At 62.2% G+C, this 12,834-nt stretch carries 10 protein-coding genes and 2 pseudogenes; 7 read left to right on the top strand and 5 right to left on the bottom strand.

Annotation, left to right across the window (positions count from 1 at the left end):
* Positions 1-174: 174 nt before the first annotated feature.
* Positions 175-345, top strand: a pseudogene (locus tag ACMGT0_RS06215) (PAS domain-containing protein); the annotation flags it as partial.
* A 777-nt stretch (positions 346-1,122) separates the two neighbouring features.
* A pseudogene (locus ACMGT0_RS06220) lies at positions 1,123-1,653 on the top strand (methyl-accepting chemotaxis protein); the annotation flags it as partial.
* Between the two features lie 39 nt (positions 1,654-1,692).
* Here ACMGT0_RS06220 and ACMGT0_RS06225 read toward each other — a convergent pair.
* The 5 genes from ACMGT0_RS06225 to norR form a co-directional block, all read right to left on the bottom strand.
* Positions 1,693-2,445: a YkgJ family cysteine cluster protein gene (locus ACMGT0_RS06225; RefSeq protein WP_416771871.1), complete on the bottom strand. Its 753-nt coding sequence runs from the start codon at positions 2,443-2,445 to the stop codon at positions 1,693-1,695.
* 95 nt (positions 2,446-2,540) lie between these two features.
* A complete protein-coding gene (locus ACMGT0_RS06230) occupies positions 2,541-2,864 on the bottom strand; it encodes a hypothetical protein (protein ID WP_416771873.1) in 324 nt (107 codons plus the stop codon).
* A gap of 37 nt (positions 2,865-2,901) precedes the next feature.
* Positions 2,902-3,393, bottom strand: coding sequence for a GNAT family N-acetyltransferase (locus ACMGT0_RS06235; RefSeq protein ID WP_416771875.1), 492 nt, complete (start codon positions 3,391-3,393; stop codon positions 2,902-2,904).
* A 1-nt stretch (position 3,394) separates the two neighbouring features.
* Positions 3,395-4,297: a chemotaxis protein CheV gene (locus tag ACMGT0_RS06240; protein WP_054059843.1), complete on the bottom strand. Its 903-nt coding sequence runs from the start codon at positions 4,295-4,297 to the stop codon at positions 3,395-3,397.
* Between the two features lie 185 nt (positions 4,298-4,482).
* Positions 4,483-6,033 carry a nitric oxide reductase transcriptional regulator NorR gene (gene norR / locus ACMGT0_RS06245; RefSeq protein ID WP_416771876.1) on the bottom strand — a complete coding sequence of 517 codons (1,551 nt, stop codon included), beginning with the start codon at positions 6,031-6,033 and terminating at the stop codon, positions 4,483-4,485.
* 154 nt (positions 6,034-6,187) lie between these two features.
* Between norR and hmpA the strand changes: the two genes are divergently transcribed.
* The 5 genes from hmpA to cyoB all read left to right on the top strand — a co-directional run bounded on the left by hmpA (position 6,188) and on the right by cyoB (position 12,834).
* Positions 6,188-7,369: an NO-inducible flavohemoprotein gene (gene hmpA / locus ACMGT0_RS06250; RefSeq protein ID WP_054060164.1), complete on the top strand. Its 1,182-nt coding sequence runs from the start codon at positions 6,188-6,190 to the stop codon at positions 7,367-7,369.
* A 204-nt stretch (positions 7,370-7,573) separates the two neighbouring features.
* Entirely contained in the window at positions 7,574-8,200 is a 627-nt protein-coding gene (ycaC, locus tag ACMGT0_RS06255; RefSeq protein WP_416771879.1) for an isochorismate family cysteine hydrolase YcaC, read from the top strand.
* Positions 8,201-8,591: 391 nt separating this feature from the next.
* A complete protein-coding gene (locus ACMGT0_RS06260; protein ID WP_054060162.1) occupies positions 8,592-9,101 on the top strand; it encodes a disulfide bond formation protein B in 510 nt (169 codons plus the stop codon).
* 784 nt (positions 9,102-9,885) lie between these two features.
* On the top strand, positions 9,886-10,812 hold the full coding sequence (cyoA, locus tag ACMGT0_RS06265) for a ubiquinol oxidase subunit II (RefSeq protein ID WP_054060161.1): 927 nt from the start codon (positions 9,886-9,888) through the stop codon (positions 10,810-10,812).
* Positions 10,813-10,815: 3 nt separating this feature from the next.
* On the top strand, positions 10,816-12,834 hold the full coding sequence (cyoB, locus tag ACMGT0_RS06270) for a cytochrome o ubiquinol oxidase subunit I (protein WP_054060160.1): 2,019 nt from the start codon (positions 10,816-10,818) through the stop codon (positions 12,832-12,834).

Genomic DNA, 12,834 nt, shown 5'->3' on the forward strand with positions numbered 1-12,834 from the left:
GATTTTGGTCCGCTTAGAGTCGACGCCCTGCCGACTCTTCCCAATAATTCGAGCGCGCCTTCCATGAAGATCAATCTCCCGGTTACCGGCCGAAACGTCGAGGTTGCCCGCGACGCCAATATCCTTTCGACCACCGACCTGAAAGGCGCCATCACCTACGCCAACCCGGACTTCATGAAGATCAGCGGCTACAGCCGCGAAGAGTTGCTGGGCTCGCCGCATAATCTGTTGCGCCACCCTGACATGCCGCCGGAGGCGTTCGCCCATATGTGGCAGACCCTCAAGGCCGGTCGCTCGTGGATGGGCATGGTGAAGAACCGCTGCAAGAACGGTGATCACTACTGGGTCAGCGCCTATGCCTCGCCGGTGAGCCGCAACGGCCAGACGGTGGAGTACCAGTCGGTACGGACCCAGCCCGGGGCCAGGCAGATCGAGGCGGCCGAGCGCTGTTATGGCGAGTTGCGTAGCGGGCGTCGGTCATGGCGCCAGCGTCTGCCCAGGGTTGGCTTGACCGGGCGGTTGACGCTGCAGTCCAGCCTGGCGTTTGCCGCGACCCTGGCGTTGGGCGACTGGTTGTCGCCGCAGCCGCTGCTGGTCGAACTGGGGCTCTGGGGCCTGGGCAGTACCCTGTGCGGCGCCATCTTTCACGGGGCCCTGCGACCGTTCGCCCGCCTGACGGTGCGGGCCCGCAACCTGGCCGACAACCCGTTGAGCCAAGCGATCTATACCGGCCGCAGTGACGAATTCGGCCAGATCGAGTTTGCCTTGCGCATGCTCGAAGCCCAGGTCGGCTCGGTGGTCGGGCGCATCGGCGACGCTTCGCTGCGCCTGTCCGGGCATGCCCAGGAGCTGGTGCGCCATATCGAGAGCAGCCACAGCAGCACCCTCGACCAGCAGGCCGAAACCGATCAGGTCGCGGCGGCGATTCATGAGATGGCGGCCAGTGTCGCCGAGGTCGCGAGCAATGCCCAGCAGGCTTCGGTGGCCGCCGACCTGGCCGGCAGCGAAACCCGCGACGGTCATCAACTGGTGGGCGAGAGCCGCAGCTCGGTGTTGCGCCTGGCCGGGGAACTGGCCCGGGCGACCGAGGTGATCCATCAACTGGAGAGCCACAGTATCGAGATTTCCAGCGTGCTCGAGGTGATCCGCGGCATTGCCGAGCAAACCAACCTGCTGGCGCTGAATGCGGCCATCGAGGCGGCGCGCGCGGGCGAGCAGGGGCGTGGCTTTGCGGTGGTGGCGGATGAAGTGCGCGGGCTGGCCCAGCGTACCCAGCAGTCGACCAGCGAGATCCAGCGGATGATCAGCAACCTGCAGGACGGCGCGCGCGAGGCGGTGCTGGTCATGCGCCACAGCAGCCAGCATGCCGAGGACAGCGTGCAGCAGGTGCAGCAGGCGGCCGAAGCGCTGAGCGGGATCAGCGAGCGGGTGAACCGGATCACCGAGATGAGCCTGCAGATTGCCGCGGCGGTCGAGGAGCAGAGTGCGGTGAGCGAGGACATCAACCGCAACATCATGAGCATTCGCAATGCCTGCGAGGTGACTGTCAGTGCGGGTCGGCAGAGTCACGCCAATTCGGGTGACGTGGCCGGGCTGGCGGACGATCTGCGCTCGCTGGCGCAGGAGTTCTGGGGACGCAGCAGCCGGGTGTAGTGGCCTGTGTGGCGAAACGGGCGACCAGCGGCCCGGCGCTCAGGCCGCCCGCAATGGAATGAAGGTGTAGGTCAGCGGCGTATCGCTGACCACTCGCGCCCCGGCCGCGCGCAGTTGCTCGGCGATGTCATGGCCGGAAACATGAAAGGCCCATTCCGCTTCGGGGGACCATTGCGACTGTCGTTCGACTTGCGCGATGGCTTCGACGAACGCAGGCATCTGCGGCAGATAGGCGGTGAAGCCATCGCCCTTGAGCGCGGTGGTGTGAATGCCCAGGCGTGCGCAGATGGCTTGCTTGGCGCGGATGTCGTCACGGTCGGCCTGGCGCGAATCCTCGATCAGTTGCGCCAGCCCGGCGTCCACCAACTGGCCACCACTGATCAGCAGCGGCTGGTCCGGCAGCCATGATTCCGGCGGGCAGTCCTTGGCTTGCGGCCTGAGCGGGATGTGCGGGTTGATCTCCATCGGATAGATACGGCACACCAGGGGGCGACGTTCGTAGATCCGGCAGAGCAGGCGTTCGTCAAGATTCCGGCAGGGGCCGACATTGTAGGCGGCGAAAGTGATGGCCACGCGTGCCTCGGTGCTGCCGCAGGGCACGCCCCAGGAGCGGCGTTGCGCATGTTCGAGCTGCTGCGGCGCAATACCGGTGCCATCCGCCAGGAACGCCTCCACCAGCACGATCACCTGGCCGCCGTCGTCCGCCCACTGCCGGGCTTCGGCCAGGGTCAGCGGTACATGGTGATCGGTGCAGCATTTGCCGCAACCTACGCAGGAAAAATGGGTGTTCATGGCTTGACCGGCAGCAAGGGAAAAGGCGCGGTGACACCAATCCGACAGGCCGTCACCACATGAACCCGGAACGAAGCAAGTTGTGCGCCAGCCACTCAGTTGCTGCGGGCCGGCATCACCGAGTCCCATTCGGTCACGCTGGCGCTCTTGCTCTTGCGGTTGTACAGGCACAGTTCGGTGCCCGCCTGGTTTTTCATATGGACCTGAGGGTAATGGCCGCGCAGCAGGACGGCGGTGTAGCCGAGCTTGTCATCGAACAGGGCCGGACTGCCCACCGGCTTCACGTTCTTGAGGTGGCTGGCCTTGGTGCAACTGGCCAGCACCGCCTTGTCGTGGGCGATCCACTGATCGGGGCTGGATGCCTGGGCCTGGGCGGCCACTGCGGTGAGGCTGATGAAGATCAGGGTGGAGGCTTTCATGGCAGGTCTCCTGAAGGTGCATCCGGCAAAACAACGATTATGCCTGAGCCGGGCCGACTTCATAGCGCTGGATGAAGCGCATGCCGGCGTCGTCGTACAGACGCCGCGCCGGCAGGTTGTTTTCCATGACCTTGAGATCGACGAAGGCTTCGCCCCGCGAGGCGAAGACCTGGAAGGCATGGCGCAGCAGCGCCTGGCCCAGGCCCTCGCCGCGGCGGCGCGGGTGGACCACCAGGTCCTTGATGTAGGCGCTGGTCCAGCACTGGGCGACGCCTGCCAGGCCGTGTGGGTCCGTGGCGATCAGGCACAGGGTCGGATCGAATTCGGCATCGCGGGTGAAACGCTCACGCCAGTGGGGGAAGTCGTCGACCTCGATGTTGCTGTCGCGATAGCCCTCCACCAACAGTGCGTGGACGGCCTCCAGTTGCTCCGGGCGCAGTATCCCCAGGCGGATGTCCTTGGGCCAGTGCGGCACGTCGAGCAAGCCGTCGAGGTCCTTGCGCAGCAGCAGGCAGTGGCACCGGGACATGTCAGAGACCCTGCTCGGCGACGGTCCTGGCGGCCTGGATCAGGCACTTGGTCAGCTCCGGCGAGGAAAACTTCGTCAGTACCGCGTTGGCCCCTGCCTGACGGGCCTTTTCAGCGTTCATGGCGCTGTCCAGGGAGGTGTGCAGCAGGATGTAGAGGTCCTGGAAGTCCGGGGTTTCGCGTACGGTACGGGTGAAGGCGTAGCCGTCCATTTCCGACATCTCGATGTCCGAGACGACGATGTTGATCTGTTCCGCGGTGCCTTGCAGGTCGAGCAGGCAGCCGATGGCTTCCTTGGCGCTGCGGGCGGTGTGGCAGGTCAGGCCGAGATTGCGCAGGGTATGGACCGATTGCTGCAGCGCCACCTGGCTGTCGTCGACCACCAGGATCCGGGCATTGCCGAGCAGTTCGGCTTCTTCCATGGTCAGTTCGGTCGGTGCGACTTCGATCTGTGTCGGAGCGATGACATGGATGACCTTTTCGATATCCAGCACCTGCACCAGCGTGCCGTCGACCTGGGTCACCCCGGTGATGAACGCCTTGGGGCCACCGGAGCCGAAGGGGGGCGGGCGGATATCGGTGGTCAGGCAGTGGACGATCTTGCTCACGGCCTGCACATGCAGGCCCTGCTTGGAACGACTGACATCGGTGACGATCAGGCAGCCGCCGTCGGGATCCGCCAGTGGGCGCTCGCCGATGGCCCGGCTCAGGTCGATCACCGAGAGCGAGGCGCCGCGCAGGGTGGCGATGCCCCTGACATGAGGGTGCGACTCGGGCAGTTTGGTCAGCGGCGGACAGGGGATGATTTCGCTGACTTTGAGCAGGTTGATCGCCATCAGCTTGCCGCTGCGCAAGGTGAAGAGCAGTAGCGACAGCGAATCTGCGCGAGCTTTGTTGGAGGACATAAAAACCTTCTGTACAAAGAGCTGCGTCAGGGCAGGTCGGCCCCGAACGGGTATCTATAAAGCATTATCGACCCGAGACGGTCGGGCTTTAGGTGAATCTTGCCGCTGACCACGCTGCCCTGTTCGCGGGCAAGCCCGCTCCTGCACACGTTCGCTGCCGACGCCCGGGGCTGGTGGCCTGTTGCTCACTTGAGCCCCAGGCGCCTGGCCAGCCGGCCCAGGTTCGCCCGATCCAGGCCCAGCTCCCGCGCCGCGCCCGCCCAGTTCTGCTGGTGCCGCTCCAGGCAGGCAGTGATCAACTGCCGTTGATACTGCTCCGTGGCCTGGCGCAAGTCGAGCCCGGCTTGCCGGTGCAATGGAGTACTGGCCTGTGTCTCGGGCGTTTCGTCGGCGACCGTCGGCAAATCCAGGTCGACAGCGCTCAGGCTGAGAATCTTCGGCCGCTCCCGGCAACTGCCGAGGGCCTTGAGGGCGCTGCGCCCGAGCAGATGCTCCAGCTCCCGGACGTTGCCCGGCCAGTCGTAGGCCAGCAGCGCGGCCTGGGCATCCGGGCTCAGGCGCAGGCTGCCCAGGCCCATGCGCGAGCGGTTCTGCTCGAGAAAGTAGCCGCTGAGCAGCAGTACATCGCGACCGCGCTCGCGCAGTGGCGGTACCTGCAACGGGTAGACGCTCAGGCGGTGGTAGAAGTCCGCCCGGTAGCGTCCGTTGCGCACCTCCTCGGCCAGGTCGCGGTTGGTCGCGGCGATCAGGCGCACGTCCACCTGGTGCTCGCGGTCCGAGCCCAGCCGCTGCAACTGGCCGCTCTGCAGCACCCGCAGCAGTTTTGCCTGGACGCTCAGCGACAGCTCGCCGACTTCATCGAGAAACAGGGTACCGCCGTTGGCCAGTTCGAACTTGCCGCGCCGATCGCCCACCGCCCCGGTGAAGGCACCTCGGACATGACCGAACAGTTCGCTTTCCACCAGGGTCTCCGGCAGGGCGGCGCAGTTGAGGCTGATGATGGGCTTTTCCGAACGAGGCGAGGCGGCGTGGATCGCCTGCGCCACCAGTTCCTTGCCGACCCCGGTTTCGCCGGTGATCAGCACGGTCAGGTCACTGGCGCCGACCAGGTTGATCTCTTCCACCAGGCGCTTGTGCGCCTTGCTCTGGCCGATCATCTCGGGTTGCCGGGAGCTGTTGGCCTGGCGATAGAGTTCGGCGCGCTGATGTTCGTCCTCGGCCCGCAGGGCCAGGCGTTCGATGCGTTCGGCGGCGCTCACGGTGGCCGCCGCCAGGCTGGCGAAGGCCTGCAGGGCATCGAGGTCGATCCGTTCGAAGCGTTCCGGGTCGAGGGCGTCGAGGGTCAACAGGCCCCAGGGGCGCTCGTCGATGAACAGGGGGCAGCCCAGGCAGTCATGCACTTCCAGGTGTTCGGTCAGGCCGTCGACCAGGCCGTCATATGGGTCGGGCAGCCCGCTGTCGCTGTCGAAACGCACGGGGCCCCGGGCATCGAGCAGGATCTGGAAGCGCGGGTGCTCGCTGACCCGGAAGCGCCGGCCGAGGGTGTCCGCGCTCAAGCCGTCGACCGCCAACGGTACCAGCGCTTCGCCATCCAGACGCAGCAGGGCGGCGGCGTCACAGGGCAGCAGCGCACGCAGGGCATCGAGCAGGCGCCGATAACGTTCGCTTTCGGGCAGTTCCCGGGAGAGATCCGCCACCAATGGCAGCAGGGCGGTCAGCAACGGCTTTGCGGTCATATTGACTCCATTGGTGTCGAAATGACTATAGAATGGTTGTGGTCATTATGACCAATGATATTTTAAGTTATTGATTTTTAATGGTTTAAATCTTGGCATGGAGTGTGATTGAGACAGGTCAATTCAGGTAATCCTCATGTCCAGGAGTTGACCCATGCTGAGCGCCCAAGACCGTGCCATCGTCAAATCGACCGTCCCTTTGCTGGAAAGCGGTGGTGAGGCACTGACCACCCATTTCTACCGGATGATGCTGTCCGAGTACCCGCAGGTGCGTCCACTGTTCAACCAGGCCCACCAGGCCAGCGGCGACCAGCCCCGGGCCCTGGCCAACGGCGTGCTGATGTATGCGCGGCACATCGACCAGCTCGACCAGTTGGGCGACCTGGTGGCGAAGATCATCAACAAGCATGTTGCGCTGCAGATTCTGCCGGAGCATTACCCGATTGTCGGCGCCTGCCTGCTGCGGGCGATCCGTGAAGTGCTCGGCGAGGAAATCGCCACGCCCGAGGTGCTCGCGGCCTGGGGCGCGGCCTACAACCAGCTGGCCGACATCCTGATCGGTGCCGAGGCGGCGATCTACGACGAAAAGGCCCTGGCACCGGGTGGCTGGCGTGGCAGCCGGCCATTCAGGCTGGTGGCCAAGGTCGAGGAAAGCGCGGAAATCACTTCCTTGCACTTCGAACCGGTCGACGGCCAGGCCATCCTGAGCTTCGAGCCGGGTCAGTACATCGGCATGAAGCTGGTCATCGATGGCGAGGAGCTACGGCGCAACTACTCCCTTTCGGCGCTGGCCAATGCCCGGCAATACCGCATCAGTGTCAAGCGCGAGGCGGGCGGCCGGGTGTCGAGCTACCTGCATGACCAGTTGGCGGTCGGCGCGACCCTGGATCTGTTCCCGCCAGCGGGAGACTTCACCCTGACCGCCAGCGACAAGCCGCTGGTGCTGATCAGCGGCGGTGTCGGTATCACCCCGACCCTGCCGATGCTGGAAGCGGCGCTCGCCACACGGCGGCCGGTGCACTTCATTCACTGCGCGCGCAATGGGTCGGTGCATGCGTTCCGTGACTGGGTCGATGGATTGGCCGCGCGTCATCCGCAGCTCAAGCGCTTCTACTGCTACGCCGAGGATGACGGGGTGAGCCCGGCGGCGGACAAGGTCGGCCTGTTGAGCCAGGAACAACTGGCCCGGTGGCTGCCGGAACAGCGCGACCTGGATGCCTACTTCCTCGGGCCGAAAGGCTTCATGAGTGCGGTCAAGCGCCACCTCAAGGCCCTCGGTGTGCCGGAAAAGCAGAGCCGCTACGAGTTCTTCGGCCCGGCTGCGGCCCTGGAATAAGCCCTCGGTCCGAGTTCCCCCGAGCGCTGGGGGACGTGTTGTGAGAGCTGGATTGATCTGCGGAATCCGGCTCTCACAGATTGTCTACTTCGATGAGACAGTCAAACCGATTTGAGCCGCTTTTTCCTTTTTCGGCGGCTCATTAATCTGGTCACACATTCAACGACACAGCTTCCCACCACTTAAACGAAAAAGGATCCTCCCATGAGCAAGCCAACCTACAACCGCCTGAACAAAGACGACGCCGTAGTCCTGCTGGTCGACCACCAGACCGGTCTGATTTCCCTGGTGCAGGACTTCTCGCCGAACGAGTTCAAGAACAACGTGTTGGCGTTGGCCGACCTCGCCAAGTTCTTCAACCTGCCCACGATCCTGACCACCAGCTTCGAGCAGGGCCCCAACGGCCCGCTGGTTCCAGAGCTGAAAGAAATGTTCCCGGACGCGCCATACATCGCCCGTCCAGGCCAGATCAACGCCTGGGACAACGAGGACTTCGTCAAGGCGATCAAGGCCACCGGCCGCAAGCAACTGATCATCGCCGGGGTGGTGACCGATGTTTGCGTGGCGTTCCCGACGCTGTCGGCGCTGGCTGAAGGTTTCGATGTGTTCGTGGTGACCGATGCTTCCGGCACTTTCAACACCACCGTGCAGCAGGCTGCCTGGAACCGCATGACCCAGGCCGGCGCACAGATGATGAACTGGTTTTCGGTGGCCTGTGAGCTGCACCGCGACTGGCGCAACGATATCGAAGGCTTGGGCAACCTGCTGTCGCAGCGGATCCCGAACTATCGCAACCTGATGAACAGCTACGCGGCGCTGGCTGCCCGCTGAGTGGCCCTGAACAACCAGGCCCGCCTTCGAGCGGGCCTTTTGCTTTTTTGGCGGCCGGACAGCCTCTCGGAATACCGGCCGTGATGATTCCAGAAAGGCTGTTCCTACAAGAGAATCGGCACTCTCCTGCATATCCCTTCTGCAAAATCCCGCCACGGTTAATCCGCCTTTAATCGACTTCGCGTTAATTCGCCGCAGTTGCGGCGAGTACCGGTCTTTATCGGGTGTTGAATACGCTCAAAGGTCATCTGCTGCGTGTAGACTGGCGAGCCAGGGATCGACCATGCCCGGATGGCGCCAGGTGCGCCGAACGCAGGCAACCTCGGCCTGATGCAGCGGCTGTCAGCGCTGCCCTTCGGCTGATCCAATAACGAGTCACAAGGGAAACGGGATGAATGACGAAATGATGCGGTTGGGACGGGAAAAGCGCTTTCTCGTCCTGCTGGGGGTGATCTGCCTGGCCTTGATCGGCGGGGCGCTGTACATGCAGGTGGTGCTCGGCGAGGCACCTTGCCCGCTGTGCATCCTGCAACGTTATGCCTTGCTGTTCATCGCGATCTTCGCTTTCATCGGCGCGGCCATGCCGACCCGGCGCAGTCTTTCGGTGCTGGAAGTGCTGGTGTGGCTGAGCGCGATCGGTGGCCTCGCCGTGGCCGGCCGGCATGTGTATATCCAGGCCTTTCCCCAGGTCAGTTGTGGCATCGATGTGCTGCAGCCGATCGTCGACGGCTTGCCGCTGGCCAAACTGTTCCCGCTGGGCTTCCAGGTCGACGGTTTCTGCGAAACGCCATACCCGCCGGTGCTCGGCCTGTCCTTGGCGCAATGGGCTCTGGTAGCCTTTGTGCTGACTGTGGTGCTGGTGCCGCTGGGGATCTACCGCAACCGTAAAAACGCTCGCTGAGCGGCCTCTCGGGCGCCCCGGTTCCGATGCCCGGAATCGGGGCGTTTTCGCATTTGCGCAGCGGTAAAAAAGGCCGTGATGGAAGGCAACAAAAGGCCTGAAAAAACTGCGACATATTGTCACGTCGCAGCGGTCGCAGGGAGCGTTTTCGACTCACCTGGGCCTCTGCAATCGACAACAATTCCCGGGAAAGTTCCTTCGGCCGTTTTTTCTCCCCAGGCCCCGCCGCCAGTACCTTCGACGCTCCCCAAGAGTCGCCGTGGGCCCCGTTTTACAGGGGCTGGACCGGCCTCGGCGGGTGCTTCAGGAAGGCTGGAAGAGCCAGTCAGGTTGTCCGGTAGAAGGGGGTGTCAGTGCTTCTTGTTGATAATGAAAAGCGATACGATTCTGTATCATTGCAAAATCGGTGAATGATTGTTGCGTCACTTGATAAAAAATATTTCAGGATGAGACATGGTTTATAAAACCCGACATATCTACAATCGCCCGCACTGAGTGTCCTGCGTCGTTCATTTTTTGAGCGAGCACAGGGGCCAAAAGGTGCCATGCGATCCCGGGTGCAGGCAACCTTCCAAGTATCCGCACCAAATGGAATTGGTCTGTAACAAGGCCTTTGACCGACGAAATCGAATAAGACTCACTGCCAGCTCCGGATGTGCCGATCTGCGATCAGCGCGAAGGGCAGGCCCTTATTCAATTGAAGAAAAATGCCAACCCTTGGCAGGGTGAAGTGTTGGCGATCAAAACCCAACTGCATTGCGCAAGCTGCTTTAGAGGTCGTGAGATGAGTAAAACTAGGTACCCCAGATTGCTAGGCTTATTGCCGCTGCTCGGCACGTTGTTGCTGGGAGGGTGCAACATGACCTTGCTTGACCCCAAAGGTCAGGTAGGCCTGGACGAACGTAACCTGATCATCACCGCCACGCTGCTGATGCTGTTGGTCGTGGTGCCGGTGATCTTTATGACCCTTGCCTTTGCATGGAAATATCGTGCATCGAACAAGGACGCCACCTACGCGCCGAAATGGAACCACTCGACCAAGATCGAAATCGTGGTCTGGGCTGTTCCGGCCATCATCATCCTGTTCCTGGGCATCGTGACCTACAAGTCGACCCACGCCCTGGACCCTTATCGTCCGCTGGAATCCGACGTCAAGCCGATCAACGTCGAAGTGGTTTCGCTGGACTGGAAGTGGCTGTTCATCTACCCGGACCAGGGTATCGCCACCGTCAACAAGCTGGTGTTCCCAGCCAACACCCCCGTCAACTTCCGGATCACCTCCGACTCCGTGATGAACTCGTTCTTCATCCCGGGCCTGGGTGGCCAGATCTACGCGATGGCTGGCATGCAGACCAAGCTGCACCTGATCTCCAACGAGAATCACGTGTACGAGGGCATCTCCGCCAACTACAGCGGTGCCGGCTTCACCGGTATGAAATTCAAAGCGATCGCAACCAGCCAGGCGGATTTCGATGCCTGGATTGCTGAGGTCAAGCAGTCACCTAAAAAGCTTGAACAAGCCGAATACGCAGAACTTTCCAAGCCGAGCCAGGACAACCCGGTCGAGCTTTATTCTTCCGTTACGCCGAACCTGTTCCAGGTCATCGTCGACAAGTACGAAGGCATGAAACCAGGCAAGCCGGTCGAGCACGAGAAGAAGGAAGTGGCCGCAACGGAAGGTTCGCATTCAGCTGCCGGGGCAGAGGAGTAAACGATGTTTGGTAAATTAAGCTGGGACGCGGTCCCGTTCCACGAACCGATCGTCATGGTGACTCTCGCCATGATCGCGATCGGTGGCCTGGCGGTCTTCGCGGCCATCACCTACTTCAAGAAGTGGACCTACCTGTGGTCCGAGTGGCTGACTTCGGTCGACCACAAGAAAATCGGCGTGATGTACATCATCGTCGCCATGGTCATGCTGCTGCGCGGCTTCGCCGACGCGATCATGATGCGTTCCCAGTTGGCCATGGCCACCGAGGGTTCGCCTGGCTACCTGCCTCCCCATCACTATGACCAGATCTTCACCGCCCACGGTGTGATCATGATCATCTTCATGGCGATGCCATTCTTCACCGGCCTGATGAACATCGTCGTGCCGCTGCAGATCGGCGCGCGTGACGTTGCCTACCCGTTCCTGAACTCCCTGAGCTTCTGGCTGCTGGTGTCCGGCGTGGTGCTGATCAACCTGTCCCTGGGCGTTGGCGAATTCGCCAAGACCGGCTGGGTTGCCTATCCGCCGCTGTCGGGGCTGCAATACAGTCCGGGCGTGGGTGTGGACTACTACATCTGGGCGCTGCAGCTATCGGGTCTGGGTACGACGTTGACCGGGGTCAACTTCCTAGCCACCGTACTGAAGATGCGTACCCCTGGCATGAAACTGATGGACATGCCGATCTTCACCTGGACCTGCACCTGGGCCAACGTCCTGATCGTGGCTTCGTTCCCGATCCTGACCGCTACCCTGGCACTGCTGACCCTCGACCGTTATCTGGATTTCCACGTGTTCACCAATGAACTCGGCGGCAACCCGATGATGTACGTCAACCTGTTCTGGGCCTGGGGTCACCCCGAGGTTTACATCCTGATCCTGCCGGCTTTCGGTGTCTTCTCCGAAGTCATCTCGACCTTCTCCGGCAAGAAACTGTTCGGCCACCACTCGATGATCTACGCCAGTGGCGCGATCTCGGTGCTGGGTTTCATGGTTTGGCTGCACCACTTCTTCACCATGGGTTCGGGTGCCAACGTCAACGCCTTCTTCGGCCTGGCGACCATGCTGATCTCGATCCCGACCGGGGTGAAGCTGTTCAACTGGCTGTTCACCATCTACCGTGGTCGTCTGCGTTTCACCAGCCAGGTCCTGTGGACCCTGGGCTTCATGGTGACCTTCGCCATCGGCGGCATGACCGGCGTTCTGCTGGCCGTTCCAGGTGCCGACTTCGTGCTGCACAACAGCCTGTTCGTAATCGCGCACTTCCACAACGTGATCATCGGCGGTGCGGTATTCGGTTACATCGCCGGCTTCAGCTTCTGGTTCCCGAAAGCCTTCGGCTTCAAGCTGCATGAAGGTTGGGGCAAGGCTGCCTTCTGGTTCTGGATCACCGGCTTCTTCGTTGCGTTCATGCCGCTCTACGCTCTGGGCTTCATGGGCATGACCCGTCGCCTGAACGCGACCACCAACCCTGAGTGGGTACCGTACCTGTACGTTGCCTTCGTCGGTGCGATCCTGATCGCCTTCGGTATCGCTTCGCAACTGATCCAGATTTACGTCAGCGTGCGTGATCGCAAGCAGAACCTGGACGTGACCGGCGACCCATGGAACGGCCACACCCTGGAATGGTCGACCTCGTCGCCACCGCCGTTCTACAACTTCGCCGAACTGCCGAAAGCCGACGCTGTCGACGCGTTCACCGAAGCCAAGGAAAACGGTACCGCCTACAGCGTGCCCAAGCGTTACCAGCCGATCCACATGCCGAACAACACCGCGACCGGCCTGGTCATGGGTGCTCTGCTGACCGTCTTCGGTTTCGCGATGATCTGGCACATCTGGTGGATGGCGATCGCCAGCCTCGCAGGTACCGTGATCTATTTCATCATCCACGCAGCCCGTGATGATCAGGGCTACATGGTGCCGGTCGAGACCATCGAACGCATCGAAGCCGAACAGCACAAGGTGCTGGTCGCGGCCAAGGTGATTCCGGCCTCCCGTGTTGAAACCTCGTTGGAAAAGGCTTAA

It is taken from the genome of Pseudomonas sp. RHF3.3-3 (assembly GCF_048069595.1).
GTDB classification, from domain to species: Bacteria; Pseudomonadota; Gammaproteobacteria; order Pseudomonadales; family Pseudomonadaceae; genus Aquipseudomonas; species Aquipseudomonas fuscovaginae_B.